30 protein-coding genes, 1 tRNA gene and 4 pseudogenes are annotated in these 26976 nt (G+C 68.8%); 17 read left to right on the top strand and 18 right to left on the bottom strand.

Annotated features, from left to right (window positions below; all coding sequences use genetic code 11):
• Positions 1 to 60 precede the first annotated feature (60 nt).
• Positions 61 to 1551 carry an alpha/beta hydrolase gene (locus ACH45E_RS10130; RefSeq protein WP_361446369.1) on the top strand — a complete coding sequence of 497 codons (1491 nt, stop codon included), beginning with the start codon at positions 61 to 63 and terminating at the stop codon, positions 1549 to 1551.
• Positions 1552 to 1621: 70 nt separating this feature from the next.
• Here ACH45E_RS10130 and ACH45E_RS10125 read toward each other — a convergent pair whose 3' ends face one another.
• From ACH45E_RS10125 to ACH45E_RS10115, 3 genes are all read right to left on the bottom strand, one after another.
• The gene (locus ACH45E_RS10125) at positions 1622 to 2080 is read right to left on the bottom strand and encodes a type II toxin-antitoxin system VapC family toxin (protein WP_361446371.1); all 459 of its coding nucleotides are present in this window, start codon (positions 2078 to 2080) and stop codon (positions 1622 to 1624) included.
• Positions 2070 to 2339: a prevent-host-death protein gene (locus ACH45E_RS10120; protein ID WP_399040372.1), complete on the bottom strand. Its 270-nt coding sequence runs from the start codon at positions 2337 to 2339 to the stop codon at positions 2070 to 2072. The genes ACH45E_RS10125 and ACH45E_RS10120 overlap by 11 nt, the downstream gene beginning before the upstream one ends.
• A gap of 105 nt (positions 2340 to 2444) precedes the next feature.
• Entirely contained in the window at positions 2445 to 2771 is a 327-nt protein-coding gene (locus ACH45E_RS10115) for an antibiotic biosynthesis monooxygenase (protein ID WP_361446375.1), read from the bottom strand.
• Positions 2772 to 2898: 127 nt separating this feature from the next.
• On the opposite strand from ACH45E_RS10115, the gene ACH45E_RS10110 reads away from it, so the two are divergent.
• The 11 genes and pseudogenes from ACH45E_RS10110 (at position 2899) to ACH45E_RS10060 (ending at position 10942) form a co-directional block, all read left to right on the top strand.
• On the top strand, positions 2899 to 3039 hold the full coding sequence (locus tag ACH45E_RS10110; RefSeq protein WP_361446446.1) for a hypothetical protein: 141 nt from the start codon (positions 2899 to 2901) through the stop codon (positions 3037 to 3039).
• A 47-nt stretch (positions 3040 to 3086) separates the two neighbouring features.
• Positions 3087 to 3434: a hypothetical protein gene (locus ACH45E_RS10105; protein WP_361446440.1), complete on the top strand. Its 348-nt coding sequence runs from the start codon at positions 3087 to 3089 to the stop codon at positions 3432 to 3434.
• 233 nt (positions 3435 to 3667) lie between these two features.
• Positions 3668 to 4063: a DUF3592 domain-containing protein gene (locus ACH45E_RS10100; RefSeq protein WP_361446377.1), complete on the top strand. Its 396-nt coding sequence runs from the start codon at positions 3668 to 3670 to the stop codon at positions 4061 to 4063.
• Between the two features lie 91 nt (positions 4064 to 4154).
• Positions 4155 to 4769, top strand: a complete 615-nt coding sequence (locus ACH45E_RS10095) for a hypothetical protein (protein WP_361446379.1) — start codon at positions 4155 to 4157, stop codon at positions 4767 to 4769.
• A gap of 105 nt (positions 4770 to 4874) precedes the next feature.
• Positions 4875 to 5051 (top strand): annotated as a pseudogene (locus tag ACH45E_RS10090) (peptidoglycan-binding protein); the annotation flags it as partial.
• Positions 5052 to 5062: 11 nt separating this feature from the next.
• Positions 5063 to 5269, top strand: coding sequence for a hypothetical protein (locus ACH45E_RS10085; protein ID WP_361446381.1), 207 nt, complete (start codon positions 5063 to 5065; stop codon positions 5267 to 5269).
• Positions 5266 to 5520 carry a hypothetical protein gene (locus tag ACH45E_RS10080; protein WP_361446383.1) on the top strand — a complete coding sequence of 85 codons (255 nt, stop codon included), beginning with the start codon at positions 5266 to 5268 and terminating at the stop codon, positions 5518 to 5520. The genes ACH45E_RS10085 and ACH45E_RS10080 overlap by 4 nt, the downstream gene beginning before the upstream one ends.
• A 277-nt stretch (positions 5521 to 5797) precedes the next feature.
• Positions 5798 to 7279 carry an FG-GAP and VCBS repeat-containing protein gene (locus ACH45E_RS10075; protein ID WP_361446385.1) on the top strand — a complete coding sequence of 494 codons (1482 nt, stop codon included), beginning with the start codon at positions 5798 to 5800 and terminating at the stop codon, positions 7277 to 7279.
• A 94-nt stretch (positions 7280 to 7373) separates the two neighbouring features.
• Positions 7374 to 8777 (top strand): FG-GAP-like repeat-containing protein, encoded by a 1404-nt coding sequence (locus ACH45E_RS10070; RefSeq protein ID WP_361446387.1) that lies wholly within the window; start codon positions 7374 to 7376, stop codon positions 8775 to 8777.
• A gap of 127 nt (positions 8778 to 8904) precedes the next feature.
• Positions 8905 to 9900, top strand: a complete 996-nt coding sequence (locus ACH45E_RS10065) for a YIP1 family protein (RefSeq protein WP_399040368.1) — start codon at positions 8905 to 8907, stop codon at positions 9898 to 9900.
• 244 nt (positions 9901 to 10144) lie between these two features.
• Positions 10145 to 10942 carry a maleylpyruvate isomerase family mycothiol-dependent enzyme gene (locus ACH45E_RS10060; RefSeq protein WP_361446390.1) on the top strand — a complete coding sequence of 266 codons (798 nt, stop codon included), beginning with the start codon at positions 10145 to 10147 and terminating at the stop codon, positions 10940 to 10942.
• A gap of 118 nt (positions 10943 to 11060) precedes the next feature.
• Here ACH45E_RS10060 and ACH45E_RS10055 read toward each other — a convergent pair whose 3' ends face one another.
• Positions 11061 to 11570 (bottom strand): phosphoribosyltransferase, encoded by a 510-nt coding sequence (locus tag ACH45E_RS10055; RefSeq protein WP_361446392.1) that lies wholly within the window; start codon positions 11568 to 11570, stop codon positions 11061 to 11063.
• A gap of 14 nt (positions 11571 to 11584) precedes the next feature.
• Positions 11585 to 12160, bottom strand: coding sequence for a dCTP deaminase (gene dcd / locus ACH45E_RS10050; protein ID WP_132856835.1), 576 nt, complete (start codon positions 12158 to 12160; stop codon positions 11585 to 11587).
• Positions 12161 to 12682: 522 nt separating this feature from the next.
• Here dcd and ACH45E_RS10045 point away from each other — a divergent pair.
• Positions 12683 to 12756: transfer RNA gene (locus ACH45E_RS10045), tRNA-Gly, on the top strand.
• Between the two features lie 548 nt (positions 12757 to 13304).
• On the opposite strand, the gene ACH45E_RS10040 is transcribed toward ACH45E_RS10045, so the two are convergent.
• The 8 genes and pseudogenes from ACH45E_RS10040 to ACH45E_RS10005 form a co-directional block, all read right to left on the bottom strand.
• Positions 13305 to 13703 carry a PIN domain-containing protein gene (locus tag ACH45E_RS10040; protein ID WP_361446395.1) on the bottom strand — a complete coding sequence of 133 codons (399 nt, stop codon included), beginning with the start codon at positions 13701 to 13703 and terminating at the stop codon, positions 13305 to 13307.
• On the bottom strand, positions 13700 to 13978 hold the full coding sequence (locus ACH45E_RS10035) for a hypothetical protein (RefSeq protein ID WP_361446397.1): 279 nt from the start codon (positions 13976 to 13978) through the stop codon (positions 13700 to 13702). Before ACH45E_RS10035 ends, ACH45E_RS10040 begins: the two co-directional genes overlap by 4 nt.
• Positions 13979 to 14068: 90 nt before the next feature.
• Positions 14069 to 15217: a tyrosine-type recombinase/integrase gene (locus ACH45E_RS10030; RefSeq protein ID WP_361446399.1), complete on the bottom strand. Its 1149-nt coding sequence runs from the start codon at positions 15215 to 15217 to the stop codon at positions 14069 to 14071.
• Positions 15217 to 15429 carry an excisionase family DNA-binding protein gene (locus ACH45E_RS10025; RefSeq protein ID WP_361446401.1) on the bottom strand — a complete coding sequence of 71 codons (213 nt, stop codon included), beginning with the start codon at positions 15427 to 15429 and terminating at the stop codon, positions 15217 to 15219. Before ACH45E_RS10025 ends, ACH45E_RS10030 begins: the two co-directional genes overlap by 1 nt.
• Positions 15426 to 16035: pseudogene (locus ACH45E_RS10020) on the bottom strand (replication initiator); the annotation flags it as partial. The gene ACH45E_RS10025 and the pseudogene ACH45E_RS10020, both read right to left, overlap by 4 nt.
• Before the next feature lie 76 nt (positions 16036 to 16111).
• A pseudogene (locus ACH45E_RS10015) lies at positions 16112 to 16673 on the bottom strand (FtsK/SpoIIIE domain-containing protein); the annotation flags it as partial.
• A gap of 101 nt (positions 16674 to 16774) precedes the next feature.
• Complete coding sequence (locus ACH45E_RS10010; RefSeq protein ID WP_361446403.1) at positions 16775 to 17539, bottom strand: transposase family protein; 765 nt, start codon at positions 17537 to 17539, stop codon at positions 16775 to 16777.
• 129 nt (positions 17540 to 17668) lie between these two features.
• Entirely contained in the window at positions 17669 to 18511 is an 843-nt protein-coding gene (locus tag ACH45E_RS10005) for an alpha/beta hydrolase-fold protein (RefSeq protein ID WP_361446442.1), read from the bottom strand.
• A gap of 1003 nt (positions 18512 to 19514) precedes the next feature.
• Here ACH45E_RS10005 and ACH45E_RS10000 point away from each other — a divergent pair.
• Positions 19515 to 19850, top strand: a complete 336-nt coding sequence (locus ACH45E_RS10000) for a hypothetical protein (protein ID WP_361446405.1) — start codon at positions 19515 to 19517, stop codon at positions 19848 to 19850.
• 508 nt (positions 19851 to 20358) lie between these two features.
• Here ACH45E_RS10000 and ACH45E_RS09995 read toward each other — a convergent pair.
• The 5 genes and pseudogenes from ACH45E_RS09995 to ACH45E_RS09975 all read right to left on the bottom strand — a co-directional run.
• Entirely contained in the window at positions 20359 to 20568 is a 210-nt protein-coding gene (locus ACH45E_RS09995) for a hypothetical protein (RefSeq protein WP_361446407.1), read from the bottom strand.
• A gap of 81 nt (positions 20569 to 20649) precedes the next feature.
• Complete coding sequence (locus ACH45E_RS09990) at positions 20650 to 21687, bottom strand: hypothetical protein (RefSeq protein ID WP_361446409.1); 1038 nt, start codon at positions 21685 to 21687, stop codon at positions 20650 to 20652.
• A gap of 556 nt (positions 21688 to 22243) precedes the next feature.
• Positions 22244 to 22654, bottom strand: a complete 411-nt coding sequence (locus tag ACH45E_RS09985; RefSeq protein WP_361446411.1) for a PIN domain-containing protein — start codon at positions 22652 to 22654, stop codon at positions 22244 to 22246.
• Positions 22651 to 22872 (bottom strand): type II toxin-antitoxin system VapB family antitoxin, encoded by a 222-nt coding sequence (locus ACH45E_RS09980; protein ID WP_361446413.1) that lies wholly within the window; start codon positions 22870 to 22872, stop codon positions 22651 to 22653. Before ACH45E_RS09980 ends, ACH45E_RS09985 begins: the two co-directional genes overlap by 4 nt.
• Before the next feature lie 738 nt (positions 22873 to 23610).
• A pseudogene (locus ACH45E_RS09975) lies at positions 23611 to 23751 on the bottom strand (VapC toxin family PIN domain ribonuclease); the annotation flags it as partial.
• Between the two features lie 617 nt (positions 23752 to 24368).
• Between ACH45E_RS09975 and ACH45E_RS09970 the strand changes: the two are divergent.
• The 3 genes from ACH45E_RS09970 (at position 24369) to ACH45E_RS09960 (ending at position 26637) form a co-directional block, all read left to right on the top strand.
• A complete protein-coding gene (locus ACH45E_RS09970) occupies positions 24369 to 24572 on the top strand; it encodes a cold-shock protein (RefSeq protein ID WP_004986771.1) in 204 nt (67 codons plus the stop codon).
• Between the two features lie 189 nt (positions 24573 to 24761).
• Positions 24762 to 26225 carry a DEAD/DEAH box helicase gene (locus ACH45E_RS09965; RefSeq protein ID WP_361446444.1) on the top strand — a complete coding sequence of 488 codons (1464 nt, stop codon included), beginning with the start codon at positions 24762 to 24764 and terminating at the stop codon, positions 26223 to 26225.
• Positions 26226 to 26328: 103 nt separating this feature from the next.
• The gene (locus ACH45E_RS09960) at positions 26329 to 26637 is read left to right on the top strand and encodes a CBS domain-containing protein (protein ID WP_361446415.1); all 309 of its coding nucleotides are present in this window, start codon (positions 26329 to 26331) and stop codon (positions 26635 to 26637) included.
• The last annotated feature ends 339 nt before the right edge of the window (positions 26638 to 26976 follow it).

Below are 26976 nucleotides of genomic sequence, written 5' to 3'. Positions count from 1 at the left end.
GTACGCACACGCCAGTTGGCGGGATGTTGGTGACGGACGGGGCAGGCGAAGCTCGTCCGTATGACGAAGATCAAGCGAAACGCGGCCCTGTTCGCCGCCTCCGCGGCCGTCCTGAGCCTCGCCGTACCCGCCGCCACGGCGTCCGCTTCGACGGCCGACAGTGCCAGGCCACCGCAACCGCACTGGACGAAGTGCGAGGGAACAGGTCTCGACCCGCGGCAGCGGTGCGCGACCATCCAGGTGCCGATGGACTACGCCGACCCGCGCGGCGAGAAGATCACTCTCGCGTTCTCCCGCATCCCCGCCGAGAACCCGAGGACACGCCGCGGCGCCCTGTTCCTGATCCCCGGCGGACCCGGCGGCGGCAGCCTCGACCAGCCCTCGGACAAGGGGCAGACGCTGCCGCAGGAAGTACGGGACACCTATGACCTGATCGGCTTCGACCCCCGGGGGTACGGCCGCTCGACCCCGGTCAGCTGCGGCATGGAACGAGGTGACCTGGCCCGGACGAAGCTCCTTCCCTGGCCCGCCCCCGACGGCTCCGTCAAGGAGAACATGGCCACCGCGCGCCGGATGTCGAATGCGTGCGCACGCAACGGCGGCCGGCTGATACACCACATCAGCAGCGCCAACGAGGCCCGCGACCTCGACCGCATCCGGGCGGCGCTCGGCGAGCGGAGGATCTCCGCCTGGGGCGTCTCGTACGGGACGTACATCGGCGCCGTCTACAACGAGCTGTTCCCGGACCGCACCGACCGCCTCGTGCTGGACAGCAACGACAGCCCCGACGTGCGGGTGGAGCGGGCCTGGTTCGCCGCGTACGAGGGGGGCGTCGAGGACAACTTCGCCGAGTTCGCCGCGTGGGCGTCCCGGCCGGGCAACCCCGAGCGGGTGGCCGGGACCCCGGCCGAGGTGCGTCGCCTCTTCCTCCGCCTCGCCGCACACCTCGACCGTGAGCCCCTCCCATGGCCCGGCGCCACCCCGGAAGAGCTCAACGGCAACGTGCTCCGGCAGACGATGCTGGACAGCCTCTACGACCCCGACGACTACCCGGCCCTGGCGAAGCTGATCCTGGCCGCCCGGAAGGGCACCGTGCCGCCCGCGCCCCAGGCGCCGCCCGAGCCGGTCATGCAGAACGTCACCGCGGTCGTCGCCGCCACCGTCTGCAACGACGTCGCCTGGCCCAGGTCCGCGGCCGGGTACGAGAAGGAGGTCACCGAAAGCCGCGCCACGTTCCCGCTGACCGCGGGCATGCCGAGGAACGCGCCGGTGTGCGCCGCCTGGCCGTACACACCGAAGGAGCCCCCGGTGCGGATCACCGACCGTGGCCCCTCCACCGTCCTCATGGTCCAGAACCGGCACGACGTGGCCACCCCCCTCAGCGGCGCCCTCGAACTCCGTCGGGCCCTCGGCCGGCGCGCCGTCATGGTGACCGTGAACTCCACCGGCCACGAGGCCTACCTCGCCAACGGCAACGCCTGCGGCGACCAGGCGGTCTCCCACTTCCTGGCGACGGGTGAGCGGCCGAGGCGGGACGTCGTCTGCGACTAGGCACAGCCTGGCCTCCGGACACGGGCATTGCCCGCGACGGCTGCACGACGTGCCCGTCTCCGCCAGCCCGCTACCGGTCGTGCAGGACCTTGGGGCGGGTCACAGGGACGACGGCGAGGAGGTCGTCCAGTCCTTGGAAGTCGTCCGGGTTGGTGGTGAAGAGCGGGAGACCCTCGGCGACGGCGATGGAGGCGATCATCAGATCGGCAACCCGCCGCCGCGGTTTGCGGCCCGCGCTGATGACGGCGGCGCAGATCCGACCGTAGATGCGAGCGGCTTCGGCGTCGAAGGGGACGGGGTCGAACTCGTTCTCCGCGCGCTGGAGAACGTCCATGCGGCGAGCGCGTTCGACGTGTTCGTCGTAGTCGTCCTGTTCCGCGTTGCTGCGGACCTCGTGGGGGCCCGCGGAGAGTTCGGCCAGGGTGACCGCACTGATGGCCACTTCGGCGGGGAGTTCCCCGGGATCGATCCAGCGACGAAGGATCATGATGTTGGTGTCGAGGAGCCCCTGCCGGTACTCAACGGGCATACGGGTCGTCCAGCTCCTGCTCGGCGGTGGCCTCCTGGTCGTGCCGGAAGGCATCCAGAGAGATGTCGGGGGCCGTGCGGGACATGGCGGCGAACTCCCCGCGCGGGACGAAGCGCCGACGGCGGCGCAGCGGGACCAGCTCACCGATGCGGTGCCCGTCCCGGGTGACGGTGAACGCCTGCCCGCCCTGAACGGCGTCCATGATCTCCTTCGACCTCATGCGGAGGTCACGCTGAGTGATCTCGGGCTGTGCGGTCATGGTTCCCATGGTAGCGCGGTGTAGCACCAGGTGCTACGGCACGCATGGGACCGACGCCTCCATGAGTCTTCAGGGCATGAGGGCGTCGGTTCCCTGCCGCTCGGCCTACTCGCCCTTCGGCGCCGCCTGCTGCACCACCTCGAAGGACCACAGGGTCGAACCGGAGGCCGCGGGCCTGGGCCGGTCGCCGCCCTCGCCGCCGCCCTGGTGCGCGGACTTCATCGGGCCCTCCATCCACGCCTGGAAGGACTCCTCGTCACGCCACCGCGTGTAGACCAGGTAGGTGTCGGTGCCCTCGACGGGACGCAGCAGCTCGAACCACTCGAAGCCGTCGGAGCTCTCCACGGCGTGGGCCCGCGAGGCGAACCGCTTCTCGAGAGTCTCCCGCTGCTCGGCCGGCACGCTCAGTACGTTGATCTTGACTACGCTCATGCCCCCATCCTGCCCGGCACCGCCCGCCGGCCCGCCACCGGCACCGCCGTGCCTTCACAGATTCGGGCGACCGCCATCAGAGTCACGGCCGATCTCCGCCCAGCCAACGCCTCACCGCAGGGACTGGATGACGCCGACGATCGCGGCGATCGATGTGGCCACAGCGAAGATGTACGTCACGAGGCAGCACGACGTCACCATGCAGGACATCGCCGCGATCCTGGAGGCCTACGGCAAGGAGACGGGGCTGGGCCTGGGGGAAGACTGAGCCTCGGCGAGCTCGTCGAAGAGCACCCCGAGGCCCTGGAGGCGGATCTGCTCCGCCACTACGGCGTCGACCTCCTGGACTGGCACCGCGGGCGGCTCTCCTCGCGCCGGCTGGCGGTGCTGGTCCGGCATCTGCCGCGGGACAGCGCGCTGCTGCGGGAAGTACAGGGCGAGGCCGCGGAGTGGTCCTTGACCGACCACCTGCTCGCCTCCGTGGTCGACCAACTCGCCCAGTCCAACTGGATGTTCGCCACCGTCAACCGGGACGAGGACGCGGAGCCCCTGGATCCTCCGGAACCGTTGCCCCGCCCCGGCGCGACGCCCGGGGGCGACGATGAGGCGGACACCACCACCGTCATGCCGAGCCCGGCGGACATGGTCCGGTTTCTCGCATGACGTCGACAACGGACCGGCTCCAGGAAGGCGAACCCCGGTGCCGGCCCCACACCGCGCCCGACGACGATGTGGCTTGCCATACCGTCGCGGCGACCCGTTCGTCCCCGTTCTTCGCCTGAAGGGACGCTCGTGGACGGCGCCGATCGTGTACGTCATCATGAAGTGCCTCGGACAACCGGTGGATACCGAACGGGAGCGGCGTAGTGGGCGGTGCCCTGGTTCTGGCTCTCATCATGGCTGTCGTGTCCACCGGCGTGGGAGGCGCCGTCGTGCACACGGCCCGCCGGCACCACCAGGCCCTTCGCCTGCGCGAGTCCGGCGCGGAAGCGACCGGAACGTGCATGTCACTGTCCTGGGATCAGGACTACGTCTCAGTGCGCTTCTCCTACCGTCTTCCGGACGGCACCGAGCACGAGGCGGAGTCGTTTCCGATGGGCTACACGACCGTGGTGCCCGGCGCGGACGTGACGGTGGTGTACGACCCCGCCGCCCCGGCGACGGCCGAATTGCGGGAGTGCCTGGAACCCGCGCTCCGTGTCCGACGGCGCCAGCTGGTGGGTGTCACACCGGTCGCGCTCTTCGTCGCCGCCCTCGACGTCTGGATCGTCCTCGGCCTGCTCGGCCTCTGACCCCTGCTTCCCCGTTCACACCCCTGACCGCGGCGGTCAGGGGTTCTTCGTCGCACCCACGTCGCACCCTGCTCACGCACGGAGGTGTCACATGTCATCCCACAGCCGGCCCTACGACCCGACCACTGTGCGGCTCGCCGCCGCACAGCAGGCACAGAAGACGACAGCCTCGGTCCTTGCGGCCCAACTGCCGAAATTAAAAGGCGAGTTGATCAAAGACATCCAAGGCACGCTTGCCAAGACCGACGGCCAGGTCGCCACTCTCAGCGCCCAGTTCTTCAAGTTCGATCAGTCGCTGTTCAAGTGGGACGAGAAAGGGCTCACCTTCGCCGGACGCCCCATCGGCCCTGGCAAGAAATGGTCGCTCGAGAACGCCGTCTACGGCAGGAGCGACCGACGGGAGAAGGAAGACAAGGAAAAGAAAGAGGCGGCGGAGGAGAAAGCCGCCGCGGCCGCAAGGCAGCGGGAGCGCGAGCGGGTCAAGAAGTTCGAGGACGAGCTCAACCGGCACGTCCGCCTCGCCAGGACCGGCGCCCGCCAGGCACAGGAGGACGCGCACAAGGCCCGGGAGGACGCCCAACGCGCAGACAATCTGCTGCGCAGTGCCAACCAGAGTGCCCGCCTGGCCTCGCGATCCGCCACACAGGCGAGCCGCAGCCTGGCCGCGCTGGAGACGCGTGTCGACGACCTGGAGGCACGTATCTGAGCCACCTCGCGAAGTGCCGCCCCGGCACCTCACCGATTCCTGACCCGAGGAGACATCCGTATGTCCCTGATACAGAAGCTGCGCACCGCGGACGGTGCCTTCGGACGCCTCGTCGCCGAGGGCTGCGGCCGGTACACCGTCGGCCCCGGCCCGACATGGGGCGAGGCCGACGTCCGTTCGTACGCCGCCTGGCAACGCGAACTCGGCTACAGCGGCCCGGCCGCCGACGGCGTCCCCGGACGCACGAGCTGGGACCTGCTGCGGATACCGCGTACCGGCTGAGGAGGCCCCCGATGACCGACGCCACGCGCCGCACGCTCCGGACGTCGCTTCAGACCCTGGTCGCGCTCCTCCCGCTGCTCGCCGGGGAGCCCTCGGCGAGGAACGCGCAGGCCGTCGCGGGTGTGGTGGCGGTCGCCGCCGCGCTCACCCGCGTCATGGCCCTGCCGGAGGTGGAACGCCTCCTGCCCTCCTGGCTGCGCAAGGAAAGCTCACCATGACGACTCGCGAAGCGGACGGAGTCGCCCTGGAGCTGGAACGTCTGCGCCGCTCGGTGGACGTCGGCTTCGCCACCACCCGTGGCGACCTCGCTCTCCTCCTCCAACGCGCTGACCAGACCGACAAGACACTCAGCGACCACGAGGACCGCCTCGACGCCCTCGAACGCACCCGCTGGCCGCTCCCGTCCCTGGCCGCGCTGACCTCCTGCACGGCACTGGCGGTCACACTGTGGGAGGCGGCCCGCGGATAACGGACAGTCGGCCACGATCGGAAGATATGGGCCAGCCACGCCGGCACCCACCCGCGGCTTCGGCCTCCCCCCGTGGCCCATATCTTCCAATCCCTCCCCGGATCCACAACAGCCCCGAAAAACAACCGAATTCACGTACAACCCTTGCGCCCCACCGCAGGTCTCCTGATCGCCGACCGCTCCTGTGCGGAGCACGAACGCCGCGCCCCGGACGGTCGCCCGCCATCGACTTCGGATGCCCTGACCCGGCATCCCCGCATGCTGCAGGAGACCCCGCATGCACAGACCCCTGCGACTCGCCCTCGCGACGGCCACCGCTGCCGCGCTGACGGGCGGTCTGCTCACCTTCGCGGCAACGACCGCCACGGCCGCCGACTCCACCAGGGTCACGAAGGCCGACTTCAACGGCGACGGCATCGGCGACGTGGCGGCCTCCGCCCCGACCGCCTACGTCAGCGGCCACAAGGAGGCCGGCCAGGTCGTCGCCCTGTACGGCTCCGCCTCCGGCGTGACCGCCGCCAAGCGCACCACCATCAGCCAGGACACCGCCGGTGTCCCGGGCACCGCCGAGGCCGGTGACATGTTCGGCTCGGTCATGGCGTACGCCGACTTCAACGGCGACGGCTACGACGACCTCGCCGTCGGCACCCCGCACGAGAAGGTCGGCACCGACGTCGACGGCGGCGCCCTCGCGATCCTGTGGGGCTCCGCGAACGGCCTCACCGGCAAGGGCGTCGACGTCCCCGACCCGGCCCCCGGCGCCCACGACCGCTGGGGCAAGAACGTCGCCGCCGGCGACTTCGACGGCGACGGCAAGGCGGACCTGGCCGTCGGCAACTCCACCAACACGATCTACGTCTACAAGGGGGGTTTCAGCAACTCCGGCACGCCCGGCGGTCGTACGACCGTCAAGCCGCCGATCCTGAACGGCCGCAACGACTTCCCCTACGGCCCGCTGAACCTGACCGCCGGGGACGTCAACGGCGACGGCCGCACCGACCTGATCGTCGACGGGTACGAGGCGCGGACCAGCCACGGCTGGAACACCAACTACTGGCTGCCCGGCACGGCCAACGGGCTGAGCGTGTCCTCCGCCAAGGTCCTCAAGTCCGGCATCATCACGGCCGTCGGCGACATCAACGGCGACGGCTTCGGCGACATCGTCAGCGGCGCCAGCTGGGAGACCAGGACGGAAGACGGCACGCCCGTCCCCGACAGCGCCAAGGGCGGCCGGGTGGCCATCACCTACGGCACGGCCTCCGGCCCCGGCACGACCAAGTCCGTCAACCAGGACACCGGCAACGTACCCGGCTCCTCGGAGACCGGCGACGGCTTCGGCTGGGACCTCGACCTCGGTGACATCAACGGCGACGGCTACCAGGACCTCGTCGTCAGCGCCGCGCTGGAGGACATCGGCGGTGTCACCGACACCGGCCAGGTCACCGTCCTGTACGGCTCCGCCACCGGCATCGACACCACCACCCGCGCCCAGTCCTTCGCCCAGAGCACCGCGGGCGTGCCCGACAACGACGAGAAGAACGACAGCTTCGGCATGGACGTCAAGCTCGACGACGTCACCGGCGACGGCAAGGCCGACCTGGTCGTGAGCTCGGCCGAGAACGGCGACGACGGCGCGCTGACCTACCTGCCGTCCAACGGCACGAAGATCACCGCGACCGGCTCCCGCGCCATCTCCCCGAGCGCCGTCGGCGTGTCCACGACGGGCACCCCGCAGTTCGGCATCACCTTCGCCGACTGAGCCTCCGTACCCGTCCCTCGCCACACCCACGGGGGACGGGCCCGCGGCCATCCGCCCCGGCCCGTCCCCCGCCGCTCCCAGGAAAGCCCCCGCCTTGCGCCAGCGCACCCCCCTGCTCGTCGCCGCCCTCACCACCGGCCTGCTCACCGCCCTGCCCGCGCCCGCCGCCCAGGCCGCGCCCGCGAAGGTCACGTACGACTTCAACGGCGACGGCTACCGCGACCTCGCGATCGGCGCGCCCTGCACCGACGTCGGCTCGGCGTCCTGCGCAGGTGCCGTGGTCGTGCTGTACGGGTCGTCGTCCGGGGTGTCGGCGGCGAAGAAGACGCTCATCACCCAGAACACGGCCGGCATCCCGGGCACCGCCGAGGCCGGCGACACCTTCGGCAGCAGCCTCGCCGTCGGTGACCTGGACCGCGACGGATACGCGGACCTCGTCGTCGGCGCCCCGGGCGAGAACAGCGTCGGCGCCGCCACCGTCGTCTGGGGCGGCAGGTCCGGCCTGTCCGGCGGCGCCTCCCTGCCCCAGCCGTCCGCCTCCTCCCTCGGCCGGTACGGCGGCTACTCCCAGGGCTCCGCGGTCGGTGACTTCGACGGCGACGGCGCGCTCGACGTGACCCTCTCCGGGCAGACCCACACCCACGTCCACCGCGGCCCCTTCACCCGCACCGGCACCCCGAAGTCCCACGGCTCGATCGACGAGGGCGCCACCTTCGACATCGTCACGGGCGACCTCACCGGCGACGGCGTCCCCGAGCGCGTCTACACCTACTCCACCAGCTCCGACAAGGGCGGCGTCGTCCGCTACCACCGCTGGAACGGCACCAAGGACACGACGACCCTGCTGCCCGACGCCGACGGCACCACCGGTTCGATCGCCGACATCGACGGCGACGGCTACGGCGACCTGGTCCTCGGCGACTACGAGGACCCGAGCACCGGCAACTCCCCGAACGGCCACAAGGGCGGCCGGATCACCGTCTGGTACGGCGGCCCGGACGGCCCCGACCCCGCGCAGACCCCGGCCGTCGTCCACCAGGACACCGCGGGCGTGCCCGGCAGCGGCGAGACCGGCGACCGATTCGGCGCCACGCTGAGCACCGGCGACGTCAACGGCGACGGCTACGCCGACGTGGCCGTGGGCGCCCCCTTGGAGGACCTCGGCGCGGCACGGGACGCGGGCACGGTGACCGTCCTGTACGGCTCGGCCTCCGGGCTGACCACCAAGGGCGTCAGGACGTACGGCCAGGACACCTCGGGCGTGCCCGGCACCGCCGAGAAGTGGGACGACTTCGGCTCCGCGGTCCGCCTCGTCGACCTGAACAAGGACGGCAGGGCCGAGCTGGTCGCGGGCGCCGACGGCGAGAACGGCACGGGCGGCGTCTGGACCCTGCGCGGCACCACCAACGGCACCACCACGACCGGCGCCAAGTCCCTCACCGCGCCCGACGTCTCCCTCAAGGCCGCCATGAACTTCGGTTCGGTGATTGCTCCGTGATCGCCCACTGACCGCCCGCTGACCCCCTCGGGGGACCCCTTAGGGGATGTCACAGGTCGGCAGCAAAGCCGGGCCGGAACGCCGGGCCCGGCACGTCACTCCGCGGGAACCAGGTACGTTCGATGACGTGGCTGGATTCAGGATCGGACGCGGGGGCCGGAACGGCCGTGCCCCGCAAGGACAGCAGGCCCCGCGGGGACAGCAGGCTCCGCAGGGACGGCAGGCCCCGCAGGGACCGTCGTACGGCCGGCAGGCGCCGCAGGGGCAGGGGCCGTCGTACGGCTACCCCTCGGCGCAGCAGCCGTACCCGCACCCGCAGCAGCGGCCGCAGTACGGCGGTGCCGCGGGCGGGGGCGGCCAGTGGCCGCAGGCGGGCGGCGGCTACTCCGGTGGCGACGGCCCGGAGTACTTCGGCGACGGCTACGGCGACAGAGGCGGCTACCCGGGCCAGGGCGGCGCCCCGGACCCGTACGCGGCCGACAGTCCGGGCCACACCCAGGCCTTCTCGGTCGACGAGGCCGCCTCCTACACCCAGGGCGAGACCTACCACGCGGGCGCGGCGGCCCCGTCCGGCCCGATCGGCCCGCCCCTGCACTGGAAGGAACTGCTGCGGGGCATCGTCCTCGCCCCCAACCAGACCTTCCTGCGGATGCGGGACTACACGATGTGGGGCCCCGCCCTCATCGTGACCTTCCTCTACGGCCTCCTCGCCGTCTTCGGCTTCGACACCGCCCGCTCGGACGCGATCAACGCCACGCTCTCCAACGCGGTCCCGATCGTCCTGGTGACGGCCGTCGCGATGGTCCTGTCGTCCTTCATCCTGGGCGTGGTCACCCACACCCTGGCCCGCCAGCTCGGCGGCGACGGCGCCTGGCAGCCCACCGTCGGCCTGTCCATGCTGATCATGTCCGTCACGGACGCGCCCCGCCTCGTCTTCGCCATGTTCTTCGGCGGCGACGCCGGCTTCGTCCAGCTCCTGGGCTGGGCCACCTGGATCGCCGCGGGCGCCCTGCTGACCCTGATGGTCAGCCGCTCCCACGACCTGCCCTGGCCGAAGGCCCTGGGCGCGTCGGCGATCCAGCTGATCGCGTTGCTGTCGATCGTGAAGCTCGGGACGTTCTAGACGACCGTCCGTCCACCGTCACCGACGCGAGAGGGGCCCCCGGCTGCGTGCCGGGGGCCCTTCTCGCTGGACGCGGGAGCGGGCGGGCAGGGGAGGCCTGATCCTGCGCTGGCTGTCGTGCAGCTCGTGTGCCTTGGCGGTCTTCTACAGGCGGTCGTACTCGCCGTCGGCCCGTGCCGCGCGCTCGCCGCCCCGGCTGTGAAATCACTGTCCGATTGTCGGAACACGGTGATAGAGAGTCCATGTGACGACGACACTTACGTTCCCCGTTCTGTTGCGACTGTTCGACGAACGGTCGAGCGCCTTCCGCGCCGCGATCGCCTCCGCGCCCAGCCTCGACGTGCAGGTGCCGACCTGCCCGGAGTGGACGCTGTTCGATCTGGCGCAGCACATCGGCGATGGGCGCCGCGACTGGGCCGCCACCGTCGCCGCGGGGCCTGCTCCGGCCAAGTCCGCGGCGGAGGGCGCCCCGGCGGTGCCGCGGGAGCGTGAGGCCCTGTCGGCCTGGTTGGCCGCGTCGACGCAGGAGTTGCTGGACGCACTGCGGGAGGCCGGCCCGGATCGCGGTTGCTGGACGTGGTGGGGTGCGTCCCAGTCGCCGGAGACCTGTGGCGCCGTCGCCCGGCACCAGCTCCAGCAGATGGCGGTGCACACCTACGACGCCCAGGTCACTGTGGGTGCCCCGGAGCCGCTGCCGGATGAGGTGGCACTCGACGGTGTCGAGGAGTTCCTGTTCACCTGCGTCGCCACGACGGGTGCCTGGCCGCACAAGCCCACTGCCTTCGACTTCCACGCCGCCGGGGGCCACTCCTGGCGCCTCACGGTCGACGGCGACGGCGCACGCTCCACCCGTATCCCCGCGCCCGGCACGACGCCTGTCGCCGCTGCCGACGAGGGCCCGAACGCGGCCGGCGTCTCCGTTCGCGGCACGGCCAGTGAGCTGGTTCTCTTCGTGTACGACCGTATCCCGGCGGACTCCCTGCAGATCGAGGGAGACGCAGGTCTGTTCGACCTGCTCCGCGAGTGGGACCCGGAGGAGTAGGACCGGTGCTGTAGAGCGGCGAAGTAAGCCTTGGCAAGACTGCATACGGCGTCTGGCACCAGCGGCTGACACCGACAAGCACGAACCGCAGCGGTCAGCGCCGGAACTCAGCGAAAGGTCAGAGCGCTTCCCTGTTCTCCTTGGGTGCCTCACCCAACTTATGTACTGGAGGCAGGACACTCCACGGGAAGTTGATCCAGTCATCGGTCCGCTTCCACACGTAGTCGCACTTCACGAGGGAGTGGGACTTCTCATAGATCACGGCGGACCGCACCTCGGCGACCGCGTCGACGCAGAAGTCACGCACGAGCTTCAGCGTCTTCCCCGTGTCGGCGACGTCGTCGGTGATGAGCACCTTCTTGTCGGAGAAGTCGATGGCGTTCGGGACGGGAGCGAGCATGACGGGCATGGGAAGCGTGGTCCCGACACCCGTATAGAACTCCACGTTCACCAGGTGGATGTTCTTGCAGTCGAGGGCATAGGCGAGCCCGCCGGCCACGAAGACCCCGCCGCGCGCGATGCTCAGCACTATGTCGGGCTCGAACCCGTCGTCGGCGATGGTCTGCGCGAGTTCGCGCACGGCGGCGCCGAACCGCTCGTAGGTCAGGTTCTCCCTGACGTCACCCATGGCGCCCCCTGCCCTCAGACCTGGGTCCGGTGGAAGTTGAGGAAGGAACGCGAGGCGGTGGGCCCGCGCTGCCCCTGGTACCGGGATCCGTACCGCTCGCTGCCGTAGGGGTGCTCGGCCGGCGAGCTGAGCCGGAACATACACAGCTGGCCGATCTTCATACCGGGCCAGAGCTTGATGGGGAGCGTGGCGAGGTTGGACAGCTCAAGGGTCACGTGTCCGCTGAACCCCGGGTCGATGAACCCGGCCGTGGAGTGCGTGACGAGCCCGAGCCGCCCGAGGGAGGACTTGCCCTCCAGCCGGGAGGCGAGATCGTCGGGCAGCGTGATGACCTCGTACGTCGAGGCGAGGACGAACTCCCCGGGGTGGAGGATGAACGGCTCATCCCCCTCGGGCTCCACGAGCCGGGTGAGGTCCACCTGCTCGACGGAGGGGTCGATGTGCGGGTACCGGTGATTCTCGAACACCCGGAAGTAGCGGTCCAGCCGCACGTCGATGCTCGACGGCTGCACCATGGATTCGTCGTAGGGATCGATCCGCACCCGCCCGGCGTCGATCTCGGCCCGGATGTCCTTGTCTGAGAGAAGCACGTCCCGAGGATACGCAAGGCGCGCGGAGCCGTAACAATCGTGACGGTTCCACGCGCCGGGGTACTGCTGTTGCGTTTACTTCTGGCTACTGCCCGCTACTGCCGGCTACCGCTTCTCGAGAGCCACCGGCACGACACTGCGCAGCCGGGCACACCGTGGACACCGGAGGAGCCGGCCGGGGCCGAGCCGCTCGGCCTGCTGCATCGGGAACGAAGCGGTGCTGAACACGTGCCCATCGGCACAGCGGACGACGGTGCGTTCCATCAAGTCCCAGAGTCCCTTCCCCAAGAGCCTCGTCTGGCTGACTGCCCTGACGACAAAAGCCACGTTACGGGATCAAGGAGACGGCCTTCCAGGCGGCACCCCGGCCCCCCACGGTACGCCCCAACTCAGTTCCCCCGCAGCCGGATCCCATGCCCCTGAAACGCACTCAGGCCCCGGGTCCCGAGCACCCAGGGCCTGCGATGAGGTACAGTGAGCGAGCGTTCGGCCACCGGTTCCACCGAGGTCCGTCCGTGTTACGCGGGTGTAGTTTAATGGTAGAACATCAGCTTCCCAAGCTGAGAGCGCGAGTTCGATTCTCGTCACCCGCTCCAGAGAGAAACCCCAGGTCAGTGGCCTGGGGTTTGTTTGTTGTCTAATCCAATTCGGGGCTGGCGTGCCCTCCGCGTGCCCTAAGTCGCGCCGATGCACCACCGAAAGGGCGCCGAAGGGTCATCCCTGATGGCACGTCAACTTTTTGTCTCGAATGGCGAGACGCATTTTCTGTGACCTGCGCCACCCGTGGGCGACAGGGTAGTGAAGTCGCGTACGCAAAGCGCCAGGGCCAGGGCCGTGATGCTGCCGCGAGAGAGGTGGAACGGGTGCGTTTCCTGAGTGAACAGCGCGAGCGTCCACTGAGTGAACACTGCTCCCGTTTCCTGAGTGAACGGCTGGGCCGCAGTGGCAGCGCCCGGAACGCGGTGATGGCGTAGTAGCCGACGGCGACGTTGCGGCAGCGAGCCGGGGTTCCGGTGGGCACGCCGCCGCCGAAGGGGACCGGGCCAGCCAGGGCGGCGTCCGAGACGCCTTCGATCAGGCGGGATCTCGGCGCAATCGGTGGTACAGCCCGCGCTCACTGGACGACGGAGTCGCAGCGTTTCCCTCACACCTTCTCGGCCAGCACGCGTGGATACCCGGCGGTGAGCAGACCAATGTCCTCGACGTCGGATGTCAGGATCGTCACCCGGCCAGGATGCTGGAGCGCGGTCGCGCACAGCATGGCGTCGATGGCGTACTTGTGGCCGTGCAGCCCCGCCGACCGCAGCAGGGTGGCGGCAGCCTGCGCCAAGCCTTGTGTGACCGGCTCGACGCGGATCCGGGACAGCGTCCACTTCAGCGCGGCTTCGTTGATCTTCGGGTGGATGACCTCGACGAGGACGGCCGCGGAGGTGACGACCGGCAGGTCGGCGTCGCGGGCTGCCGTCAGCCACTCGTGGATTTCACGGTCCCGCTGCACCGCCTTCGCCAGGCCCTCGCTGTCCAGGACCAGGACCCCGCTCACGCGGCCGCCCCGGCGCCCGAGGTGCCGCCGGTCAGACGCGCACGTTTGGCCGCCACCGCCTCCGGGTCGGCCGGGCCGTGCACCGTGTCGAAGTCGGCGATCAGCTCATCAAGGTTGTCCTGCTCAATCTGCCGCTGGGCCGCCATCTCCAGGTATGCGGAGACGCCCCGCTTGCCGACCCGCTCACGGATCGCCTGCAGGGTGCCTGCGGTCAGAGTGACGGAGATGCCACTGGTGGGACCGTCACCGGGGAGGAAGTCCACGTCGTCAGCCATGACTCCGAGTATGCCATTGAAGATGCTATAGCGCGGGACGGATTCACCTCTCCTTCGCTCAGAACCCCGTGCCTGCCCTGCAGTGGACGACTACGCCTCGCGTGCCTGCTGCCACCCCGCACTCGACTCGCGCAACTGCTGCCGCACCTCCACGTCGATGCTCTGCGCCAACTTTCGCTGGTGCTTCGCCGTCGAGTGCTGGTAGATCAGCTGGGCCCGCTCCGAGGACTGGCCGGCACGGACCATGAGGTCCTTCAGCTTGGCGCCCGTGTCGGCGGCGAGGGTGTTACCGGTGTGGCGGAGGTCGTAGAAGCGGAAGTTGTCCGGCATGCCGACCTTGGTCCTCGCCTTGCGCCACTTGCGGCCGAAGGTCGAGCGGCGGAACGGGGCTCCCTTCTCGCCTATGAAGAGGAGGCCGTCCCGCTCCTTCTCTGCGAACCAGGCGAGGTGCTGCTTCAGCTCCTTGTGCAGGAAGGCCGGGACGACGACACGAGCGCCCGCGTCGGACTTGGTCGGGCCAGGGGCCCTCTTGCCGTTGGTCCGCTCGGGTTCGGCGAGGCGGACGCGGATCACGAGGTTGTCGGGGTCGACGTCCCGGCGGCGGAGGCCGGCCAGCTCTTCCGGACGCATCGGACCGTAGGCGCCGAGGTAGACCATGAGCCGCCAGCGGATCCCGATCGCGTCGGCGAGGGCGTCGACCTGGGCGACGGTGGCGATGCGCCGTTCGGCGGCGGACTCCTTGCCCGCGCCCTTGATCCGGCACGGGTTGCGGTTGATCAAGTCGTCGTCGACAACCGTCTCCAGGATGCCCTTGAGGAGGCGGTACGCCTTGGCGACGGTCGTCTTCGCCTCGGTGACGCGGAGGCGCTCGGCCCGCCATTCACGGACGCGGGGAGCGGTGATCTCGTCCAGGTCCAGCGCCCCGAAGGCCGGGAGGATGTAGAGCCGAAGGAGGTGCTTGTACAGGTCCTCGGTGCGAACGGCCAGCTCCCGTTCCTCGACCCACTTCTCCGCGTAGACACGGAAGTTGACCGCTCCGGCGTCGGGAGCGCGCCAGTCCCCGCGACTGAGATCCGCCTCAACCTGGGACAGCCAGATTTCCGCGTCTTTCTTCGTCTCGAACGTCTCCTCAGCGCGGATCCGCTCACCGTCCGGACCGAGGTACGACGCCGTCCAACGCCCCGATCGGTACTGCCGCATCGCACCGAAGCGGCGCCGTCTCCCCCGCTTGTTGACCATCAGGCAACCCTCCGGAGTGCGCCACGACGCTGCCGGATCGGCTCGACCGTACGGGACTTGATGAACTCCTCGACCACACTCTCGGGGATGCGGACATGCCGGCCGACCTTCACGTACCGGATGCGCCGCTCCTCGATCAGCCGCCGGGGAAAGCGGGCGGTCGTGCAGAGCAGCTCGGCCACCTGGTCGACGGACAGGTAGCGGTCGTTCATGCGGTGGGCTCTCCTTCCGTTCCGGGGGCGGGTTCGAGGGATGCGGCAAGCCAGGCTTCGGTGTTGGACAGGCCGGTTCCGGCGAAGACCCAGTGGGCGAGGACGTATGTCGTTTCGGGGTCGGGCCGGTTCGCTTCCGTGGCTTGGGCTCGGCGCCATTCGGCGCGGGCGTCGCGGAGGGCGCCGAGGGTGGTCGAGTAGCGGCGGGATTTAGTGGAGAAGTGCCCGCGGAAGCCGAGCATGTGGGCCCAGGCGCGCAGGCGGAGGTGTTCGAGGTCCTTGCGGGCGCCGAGCGACCATGCGGTGCGGACCAGGCGGCGGGCGTGGTCGCTGATGTCGAGCTGGGCAAGTTCGGCGGCGAACTTCAGCGGGCGGGCGAGAGCTCCCGTCGCTGTCTCGGCGCCCTTGGTGGCGTACTTGGCGATGTAGGCGGCGACGGCTCGTTCGGTCAGCTTGGCCGCCGTTGAAGTCGGCCGAGCGGATCGTGCGGATGTCGAGTTGGCGGCCGAAGGCGAAGGTGTGGGCGCGGCCGTCGATGGCCGGTCCATCCGCGCGAGCCTTGGCCGTGGCGGTGCGTATGGCGTCGGTCAGCAGCTCGGCGGTCGCCCGGACGAGCACCGCGTCGACACGGGCCAGGTGAGCGGGCATGTGGCGGCTCCTTCCGGAGACGGGCAGTGGAAGGTCAGTCGGTCACCGGGCGGGACAGGACAACCGGGGCCACGCTTTCGGCCGGGCGTACCGGCACGTCGGGCCGGAAGGGCTTCAGTGCGGGCAGGCACCAGGTGGGCCGACTCGCGGCAGGTCTCGGCAGCGTCGCCGAGGGAGAGGTACGGCGTGCGGATGCGGGACCAGCCGCCGGAGGTGTCGCCCGCTACGGCCAGCCCGGGCCGTTCGGGGGCTATGGAGCAGGCAGCCATGACCGCTTCGGGTGCGATGTCGCCGAGGGCCATCTTTGCGGAGGCTTCGTCGTTGACGCGGTGGCAGACACGGCCGGTCAGTTGGGCGCGGAGCATGGTGGCGCCCTTGCCGAGTTCGGAGCCGAAGCGCTGCCCGCAGACCTCCAGGTAGATGCCGGCCGCGCGGCCGAGCTGAGCAAGGCGGATGAGCTGGGTGACCATCTCGTCTCGGCGTTCCTCGTCCTTCTTCGTGACGACGAGGACGAGTTCGGCCACCTCGTCCACGAACAGCACGATGGGCACGGGCCGTTCATGGTCGGGCAGGCCCCAGATGTCGGAGGTGATTTCACCGACGGCTAATTCGCAGGTCGCAGCGTTGATCGATTACGCGGCCGCAGTCAGAGACCCGGCCCTTCACTTCTTCTAGAAATAGTGAGCCTTTTCCAATCTCAGACCCATGTGATGTGAAGGGCGAGGACGGTCTGTACGAGGCCGGTGATGCGGGTGGTGCTGCACCGCAATTTGCGCAGGAGACGCCAGCTCTTCAGGGTGGCCATGGCCTGTTCGCCGACGGCACGGATGCGCGCGTGAGCGACATTGACGGCCTGCTGGCCGACTGAAAGGTCGCGGTGTTTGCCACGGAAGGGCACCCGTACGGTGCCGCCAGCGCCCTGGTAGCCCTTGTCGCCGTAGCAAACCAGGCCGACCTCGGCCAAGGTGTCGATGATGCCGTGGGTGCGGGCCGCCTTGATGTCGTGCACGGCGCCGGGCAGCGCGGCAGAGGCCCACAGCAGGCGGCCGAACGGGTCGGCGAGGACTTGGACATTCATGCCGTGTTTGCGGTGCTTGCCCGAGTAGAAGGGCCGGTCGGCGGCGATCCGGTCAATGGGCAACAGGGTGCCGTCCAGGATCACGAACGCCTTGGCTGCCGCGCGCTTGAGGGCCTGTTGAAGCGTGGGAACCAGCGTGGCCAGAAGGTCCACGGCCTCGCGGATGTAGCGGTAGACCGTAGCCACACCTATGCCGAAGGAGGCCGCGAGCCGGGTGTAGGTGTCACCGCAGCGCAGGTGGGCCAGGACGAGCAGGGCCTGCCGATTGGGGGGGGGCAGGCGCCGCCAGCGGGTGCCGACCCGTCGGCGGCGCTCGGCGAGCTTCCCGGTCAGGAAGCGCAGGTGTGAGCTGGACAGGTCGATCGCGGACGGGTAGGCAAGCACGGCGGCGCTCCTGGACAAGCGAGGGATCTTGGTTATGAACTCGCCTAGCAGGAGCTTCACGCCTTCATGCGACCAGGGCGCAGCTCACCTCACCGCAGCCGGTGCCAGGTTGGATGATGCGTGTATCGATCAATCCTCGTTGGGACGCCACAGCCAGCGCAGAGCGTCCGGAAGCAGGACACCGCCGTGGTTGGGGCTGTGTCCGCCGTCCCCCAGGACTAGGCGGAAGTCGTAGCCCGCTTCAGCGAGAGCGGCTGCCACGCGCAGGTTCTCGGCGAGCCAGTTCCACTGTGGCTCATTCCAGTGCAGGTCGCGGTGGCCGCCTTGCATGAAGATGCGCAGCGGCTTGCGGGGAACGCGGGAGATGAGGTCTGGGTAGGGATTGCCGGCCGGCATCTGCGCAAAGCTGGACAGGTATCCGATGACGCGGCGGAACTTGTCCGGACGCAGCCAGGCGGCCGTGAAGGCACAGTTGCCGCCGCTGCTCCCGCCGCAGATACCCCACCTTTCGGGCGACTGGGCGATGGCATAACGCACCGCAACCTGCGGGATGATCTCGGCGAGGAGGAAGGTGACGTACCGGTCGTCGAAGGCGTCGTACTCGTTGTTGCGGTTCTTCGGATTCTCCGCGTTGGGGAAGACGCCAGGATCGACGAACACGCCGATGGTGACGGGGATGTCGCCGCTGTGAATGAGGTTGTCCAGGACGATCGCGCCGCGTACCTCCCCTGCGGGGTCCAGGTACCACCATCCGTCCTGGAACACCATCAAGGATGCCGGTTCGGCTGGGTCGTACTGTGCAGGCACGTGTACCCAGAACTTCCGGAAGGTTCCCGGGTAGACCTCACTGCCCCTCCACTCGAACTCGACCGTCTCACCGGCGGGCACGCCCGGCTGTAGAGAGGAATCAGGTCCGTGGATGTAGCGCACGTCGGACTGGTCGATCGCAAGTGGCTGGTAGGGCATCTCCATGGTCACGGGGAGCAACCGTAGGGCGATCACCACCCTTGACCGCAAGCGGTTTTCGTCCAGATGCTCCGCCTCGCAGCTTCAGTGCGAGGTTGGAAAATGCTCAGTGTTATCCATGCATAAAAAATAGCTGCTCGACAAACTATTTCTAGTCGAGCAGCTATTTTTTATGCAGGACCTCTAACATTAGTGATCGTTGAAAAATCCGGCATCCTTCCAGTAATATGTATCGCTACGACCGCCCGTTCCGGCGTAAGAGACCTCGATATCCTGGCCTTCAGGAAGGTTATACTTACTGCCTTGGCTAGCAGAGCGATGCGCGCATGTTCCCGCTCCACCGCTAGCTATTATGGTATATTTATAGGTGACCAGAGCAGCCGAGTGATTATTCTTAGATGTATCGCACACGGAGATATAGTCTCCATGCTCCTTTATATAGACCTTGACTCCGCTTCCGGACCATACATGGTCCCACGATGCAGCGGATGATGTGCCAGCTGTAGCCAGCATTCCAGCCATCGATATCGTTGTGGCTATAGCAGAGCTGACAATGGCGCGAGCAAGCCTGTTCATAAAACCCTGACCCTATCTCGACTACCGGGTGCACCGCCACCGAAGATCGTCAGAGTCTTGAGCAGTATGCCGACGGCGGGTTCCGGAGAGCGGTTCGAAGCTTCGGCCGCCAGGCGCCCGCTAACCACTAACGCACAGGTCACACCCGCTTTGGTCCGCTATCACCCCCGCTAACGTTAGCGGGGGGGGACCGCTAGCGATAGCCGCCCGGCGGGCCCCGAGCCGGGCCGTCTGTGGGCCGTCCAAGGGTGACCGATGACGACCAACAACGACCATCAACAACCCTTCGACCGCTGGTCAGTTGGGGGGGTAGACACGCCTGACCTGGGGTGAAAAACGGGCCGATCAGACCCAGGGCAAGAAGAAGCAAGCGCCCCGCGAGCGTGCTCTTGCCCGCGACCCATCCTCACGTGGCGAGTGGGATCATCCACGGATGGCAGGCATACGGCTCCCCCGCGGTTGGACTCTTCAGCAGATCCGCGATGTCTTGGGAGACCCAGAGGCTGTCGCCCTGGCCCCCGATCGGCCAGTGAAGTGGGTCAGCGTCGGCGAGGTCCACGAGATGCCACGCCCGGAGATCGTTCTCGGGTTGCACAGCCTGTGTCTCGTGAAGCCTGTCGATGACGACGACTGGTACATGGGCAGCCTGTACGACGACGGCAGCATCGACTGCTGGACCGCCTACGGCGACCTGTACGAGGCGCTACGCGGCCTCCTGGCTGGAGTTGGCCTGCTATTTGCTGCAACTGCGCTGAACTTGGTCCTGTGAAGCCGAGACCGAGGACGAAGCATCGTGCCAGACCCGTGCCAGGTCGTGCGGAGAACCACGGGGAATGGCGGGGAGTGCGCTGCCGACCGGCCCGGCCCCGCTAGCAGTTTCGCCACTGGTCAGCGCAGCAATCGCCCGTGGAAGACCCAAGCTTCCCAAGCTGAGAGCGCGAGTTCGATTCTCGTCACCCGCTCTTCTTGAAGCCCCAGGTCAGCGACCTGGGGTTTGCTTTTTTCCACTGGCTTTCCGGCGCTTTGCATCACAGGGTGCGCTCGAAGATTGGGCACGTGGAGGGCACAAGCGCTGGTTGGAACCATGGCGGGGCTGCTCCCATCGCGGCGCACACCGCTGACCTGCGGTTTCACGCCGAGCAATGCAAGATCGCGTAGAGAGAGCCCTCAGCCTGCCGTTCCCCGACGAACGCTGCCAGTCGGTGCGCCCGCGCAGGGTGCCGGTACCCGACGCGAAGGTCACCCCGGCACGGACTTCACCAAGGAGGCCGCGGCCTTCATGCCGGCCTCGTTCGGGTGGTACGTGGTCGTCCCGAGGCGGGCTTGTACTTGTCCACCCACGGGTCGGCCGCGCGGGCGTCGTGGCCGTGGCTGGCGGTGGCGAGGCGGACCAGGGTCGCCCCGGTGTCGTACGCCGCGGCGATGTACGCCGGCGACAGGCGGAGGACGACGCCGCCAAGCGCGGCTGCCGAGCCTGGTGAACCCACGGCCGCACAAGCCTGAGTGTTCGCCTGGGCGCGGCGTCTCTCCCCGGCCGGGTTGGAGATGGGATGCCCGTGCCACAAGGGTCAGAATCGTTTGAGGCGGGCGGCCGTGCACTCGTCGCAGTAGCCAGGGACCAGGCTGCTGGAGCCGTGGGGGGAGAGGGCGTTACAGCCGTCGCAAACTCCATAGCCGTCAAGGTCGGCGCCGCAGTCGAAACACAGCAGGGACAGTCCCCTGATGGAGACGCCGAGGCAGACAACCACACCCTCGTCGCTGCATTCAGGGCAGCGAGAGCCTTCCGACGGGGAATCGTCGGCCCACCCTCCGTTGCCGAAAGTGAGGATGAAGGCTTCGGCGGCCCCCTGCGGTGCGTCCCAGGAGGCGAAGCAAAACCGGCACCGCAAGGTGTCGCCCGTGCCAACAACCAGCGCCCGCTGGAAACAGTCCGGGCAGTTGACGATGGTGTCAAGGTACGGGGCGAGCTCGCGCTCCAGCCGGGCCATCCGGGTTTCCACGAGCTCCTCAATGCCGCGCAGGCGCTCACGGATACGGACCAGGGTGTCCTCCGCCTCCTCCCGTTCGGCCCCGTGCAGGTGCGGCAGGATCTGCTCGTGGACGAAGGGAATGAGGAAGTCCAGGACGGCAACGGCCTGGCTCTGCACGGCGGCGGCGGACTGGTCCAGGCCGTAGTGCTGGAGTGCGTTGCGTGTCTCCCCTAGCTGGGACAGTGCTTCCTTGTGGGCCTTCTCGAGGCGGACTTCGGCGATTTGATCGAGCCGTTCGAGGGTCTCGGACACGCCGATGGTGTGAAAGCGGCCCAGCCGGAACCGGGCGGCGGTGATCTTGTCCTTGCCGTACAGCTGGTCGACGACCAGGCTCCAGTGCTCCAACTCCAGGCGAGCTTTGAGCAGTACCTCGGCGCCGGCCTGGAGGTGCAGAAGCGCGTACTTGAGGTCGCGGTCGTTGACCTCGCCCTTCGGGGGCGGGACAAGCCGGTTGATGACGTCGTAGAGGTAGTCCAGGCCGTTGGCCACCGGACGGAAGACCAGGCGCCGCTCTGTCCGCTTCTCCCTTGCCCCGCTGTCGGCCACCCCATCTGCGGCCGGGATACGCTCGCTCATCTTCTTCAGCCCCTCTGCCAGATGATCCTGGCTAGGCGGAGCGTACGGGGAACGGCGCATCTTCGACACACGGATTTCTTCCAGCTCTCCAGGGTGGTCTCGTTGCTGCCCGGGTGCTTCACGTCCTCGGCGATCGGCTGGCCGGTCTCCCTCACGTTCCGTGCGGCCCCCCTCACGGAACTTCAGTTCGCACGGCGAGTTCGGCGGAAAGCGTCTCCCGAAAGGGTGATGGCGTGGGCAACTCCCGTCGTTCGAGGCGCGAGACGGAGCGATCTCGGGGTACGACGAGACGGCGGCCGTGCCGGCCCGGGTGGCTGCGGATTACCGCACAACAAACAACCCTCGTCGGAAGATTGGGCACACGCAGGGCAGGGGGTCTCGGGTGGTGGCCCTGGGTGCAATGCCCCCGGCAATGAAACCCATCCTTGACCTGCGGCTCAGCGGTTCGCAGCCTGCCTCCGCCAGCAGACCTCAGCCCGTCGTTCCACAGCGAGGCTGAAGGATGTCGCTACCCAGCAGAGGCGACGGTTACCGATGTCCTTTTGAGGAAAGCACCTCAGGCGATGTCGTGGACGTTGTGCTCGAGCAGGTCGGATGCGTGCCGGGCAATGGCACGGTAGTCGGCATCGTCGTGGAGGACAGCGAGGCCGTGGTGGGCTGCCGTGGCGGCGATGACGAGGTCCACCGCCGAGGCGCTGCGATGCTCCCCAGCCTGGGCCATACGATGCTGCACCGCGCTGATCCAACGCCCCGCGTTCTTCGGCACCGCCGCATCGGGATAGAGGTCGGTGAACATCTCCGCGATCTCGTCGTACTCGCGGGCGTTCCGGGCGCTGTACAGGAACTCGGCTCGCTGCACGTAACAGGATGCGATGGCCCCGGCGTCGATCGCGTCGTACCAAGCCGTCTGAAGTTTTGAGTCCCGGAGCAGCCGGACCAGGCCGGACGTGTCGAGCAAGTAGATCACCGGCTGTGCTTCTCCGCCCGGTGCAGACGCTCTGCGTCCGCGACGGCACCCCACTCACGCGCACGCTCGAAGTGACGGCTGATGCGCGCCGCGCGCTCCTGCTGCTCGGCGTAGAAGTGCAGGGCGAGATTGACCGCCTCCTTCTTGGTCCTGACCTTGGACAGAGCCATGGCGCGTTCCAGGGCGTCGTCGTCGATGTCGATCTGCGTCACAGACACGCGACACCTCCTCGCAATGTTGGTGATGTACATAGAAGAATACGTCACCAACATTCACGAGTCCACGGCAGAGTGTCGGAACCCGGCATGTGCAGTCGCAACGGGCATTCCAGATCAGCCCCAGAGTCGATGCGGTCCGATCGGCGCAGGCGTCGCACGCACGCATGGCCCCCGCCGCTGACGGCATCCGTGCCCACAGCGTGCCCATAAGAGCGGACAACCACGGTCAACAACGGCGCGATCCCACCCTCACGACCGCTGCCGAAGAAAGGCATCTGTGCAGGTCAGATCCAATGAACCCACCCAAGCGCCGTCGCTTCCCAAGCTGAGAGCGCGAGTTCGATTCTCGTCACCCGCTCTTCTTGAAGCCCCAGGTCAGCGCCCTGGGGCTTGTTTGTTGCCGGGACTCTCCGGCAACTTACAGCCCTCCGGGCGCGCGAAGATCGGGCACGTGGAGGGCACGGAGTCTCGGGTGGTGGCCGCAGGCGCAACGACCCCCGGCCTTGGAACCCACCGTTGACCTGCGGCTTAGCGGTTCACGTCGCAGTCCGGCTCTGCTAGAGGACCTCAGCCTGTTGTTCCACGGGCGGCGCGCTCGGTGGCCGACGTGCGCGGCCACCGACAGCGAGACTGCGTTCGCAGGCATGAGGCTCTTCCCGGCCGCGGGCCACGTGCTTCGTCGCGGGCGGTGCACAAGCCCCTTGTGGGAGCGGGCACTTGACCGTCGAGGGTGCTGCGTCAGAGCGGGAGGTCGTCGGGGAGTACCCGGAACGCCTTGTAGCGGCCCAACGGGCGTACGGCCCGGAAGTCTCGTCGGTCGAGAGTGAGGATCGCGTCGGTGTCGTAGTCGGCGGCAAGCGCCACGTTCACAGCGTCGGCGAATGCGCACCCCGGCCGCACAGTCCGGTGAACGCCGCTCGGCAGATACGGGGAATCAGGGGGTGAACCAGAGCTGGTCATGAGGACCACCCGTCTTCGGGAGCGGTGCGAACACGGGACTCGCCTCGCCCTCCCACGCACTCCCCGTGGCCCCGGAATCTCCGGGATCCACCTGACCGACGCGGTCCTGATCACCGTCGACCGGACTTCGCACAAGACGCCCGCCACCGCCTTCACGGGGGATGTGACCTTTGTTGCAGGACGGGAGCCTCGGGGCGCGTTCGCCGCTGTGCCATCCGCTGACGGCGGCGGCAGCGGCACATGTCCCGTCGAGGGAGGTCAGAGGGCTGTGGGCGGACGTCATGGCAGGAAAGCCGCGCCCGCGGACAGCAATATCTGTGCCCGTGAAATGAGAAATAGCTGCGGGGTACGGCGAGTATTCCTCGACCGCCCGGCGGAGCGGATTTTCCCACCGCGCAAGGCCGATCGCACCGTGCTACTGTCGAACCCAGTTGCAGGTGTGGTTGCCAGAAGGTTTTTCCGACGGCTGATCATCACGGCGACACGGAATGCGCACAGGGCGTATTCCCGTACACCGCCTCCGAAGGAGAAACAACATGGCTACTGGCACTGTGAAGTGGTTCAACGCGGAAAAGGGCTTCGGCTTCATCGAGCAGGACGGCGGCGGCGCCGACGTCTTCGCCCACTACTCGAACATCGCCGCCCAGGGCTTCCGCGAGCTGCTGGAAGGCCAGAAGGTGTCGTTCGACATCGCGCAGGGCCAGAAGGGCCCGACCGCCGAGAACATCGTTCCCGCCTGACGCACCGGCACTGACGCATACTTTCGCAGCTGGGGCCCGCACCTGGGGGTGCGGGCCCCAGCTCGCTTCGTTCCCAGGGTGATTCGCCAATTCGCCCCTGTCATTTTTCGGCCCGTTCTCGCGATTCTCTGCGCCGCCATTCTGCTGCGGAAATTCCTTGATACGTGCCCGCATCGAGGATGGTTCCGCATCAACCGCACACGTACCACTCGCGCACGCACCAATCGCACATACGACCGCTCCGGCGTTCCGCGCCGCTCCAACGGGCACGGAAACCGACAGCAGGCGCGGGGCGAGTTCGCCCTGCCGAAGACGGTCACGCCCGCGTTGCCCGCCGTCGAGTCGTTCGCCGATCTCGCCATGCCGGCTCCGTTGCTGGCCACGCTCGGCCATGAAGGCGTGACCGTACCGTTCCCGATCCAGGCGGCGACCCTGCCCAACTCCCTGGCCGGCCGTGACGTACTCGGTCGCGGCCGCACCGGGTCGGGCAAGACCCTCGCCTTCGGCCTCGCAGTGCTGGCCCGTACGGCGGGTCGGCGCGCCGAGCCGCGTCGGCCGCTGGCCCTGGTTCTCGTCCCCACCCGTGAGCTGGCACAGCAGGTCACCGACGCGCTCGCTCCCTATGCCCGCTCCGTGAGCCTGAGGCTAGCCACCGTCGTCGGCGGAATGTCCATCGGCAGGCAGGCCGGTGCGCTGCGGGCCGGCGCGGAGGTGGTCGTCGCGACGCCCGGTCGGCTCAAGGACCTCATCGACCGGGGCGACTGCCGGCTCGTCGACGTCGACGTCACGGTGCTCGACGAGGCCGACCAGATGACCGACATGGGCTTCATGCCTCAGGTCACCGCCCTGCTCGACCAAGTGCGCCCCGAGGGCCAGCGGCTGTTGTTCTCGGCCACCCTGGACCGCAACGTCGACCTGCTGGTCCGCCGCTACCTGACCGACCCGGTGGTTCACTCCGTCGACCCGTCGGCCGGCGCCGTCACCACGATGGAGCACCACGTACTCCACGTGCACGACGTGGACAAGCACCGCACGACCACCGAGATCGCGGCCCGGGACGGCCGGGTCATCATGTTCCTGGACACCAAGCACGCCGTGGACCGGCTGACGAAGCACCTGCTGAACAGCGGTGTCCGCGCCGCGGCCCTGCACGGTGGCAGATCCCAGCCGCAGCGCACCCGGACCCTGGCTCAGTTCAAGGACGGTCACGTCACCGTCCTGGTGGCCACCAACGTCGCGGCCCGCGGCATCCACATCGACAGCCTCGACCTGGTCGTCAACGTGGATCCGCCCAGCGACCACAAGGACTATCTGCACCGTGGCGGCCGTACGGCCCGGGCCGGGGAGTCCGGCCGCGTCGTCACCCTGGTGACCCCCGCCCAGCGCCGCGGCATGACCCGGCTGATGGCCTCAGCCGGCATCAGCCCGCGCGTCACCCCGGTCCGCTCGGGCGAGGCGGAGCTGAGCCGCATCACAGGCGCCCAGGCGCCCTCCGGCGTCCCGGTGGTCATCACCGCGCCTGTCGTGGAACGCACCCGCCGCACGTCTTCGCCGTCCCGGAAACGCCGGGACCGCACCGGCCAGGGCCGACCCGTCGGCACGGGGGGCCGCCGCAGGGCACAGCGGCGGCCCGGCAACGACTCGGCCGCCTAGAGCCGGCACAGTCCCCAAAGCCCCGTGGCCTCTCGGGAGACTCAGTGACCTCCGGGGCCGCAAGGACCACCAAGCCGACCGGCCCTTACCGAGGGAGACATCCTTGACGCCAGCGCTGACGCAGTACGGCATGCCGCACCCCGCCCCCGTGACCGCGGTCGAGGACATCGAAGGGCACGGGCCTCGGGTATGTGACGACATGACCGTCGAGGTGGCTCTGGCCGTCATGGCGAGTGCCCGGGTCGAGTACCTGACCGTGTGCGACGGGGACGACCAGAGCACAGCTCTGATCACCCTGGTCCGGCTCGCCGTTCTTCGCGACAGTTCCACGTACACGGACCGGATCCGTCTGCGGGACGTCCTCGACGGATCGCTGCCCTCGCCCTGCGCCCGTCCCGCCCGGCGTCGGTGAGTGCGCCCGGGTTCCGGGCGTCACCGCCCGGTACCCGTTCGGCCTGACCAGGACCGGTGTGCCGGCCGTGATGCAGGGCGTCAGGCCCGGGCTCGTCACGGGTGAGTCCGTGGGCGTGGGCGGTCCCACTCCGCTCCGGACCGCGTCGGTGCCGCTCGGCGGCACCGACCCCGTGGCCGAATGAGGTCGGGCGGGAAGCCGCCCTCAGGATCCCGGTGGGGGCCCTGCCGACGCGCGTCGGCAGGGCCCCCCCCCCGGGGGGGGGGGGGCGTGACCACAACCAGCGCCCGGGGCGCGGGGGGGCCCACCCCGCCCCCGGGGGGGGGGGGGGGGGGGGCC

It is taken from the genome of Streptomyces sp. NPDC020299, assembly GCF_044387825.1.
GTDB lineage: Bacteria > Actinomycetota > Actinomycetes > Streptomycetales > Streptomycetaceae > Streptomyces.
This window is presented reverse-complemented; position numbering and strand designations above follow the sequence as displayed.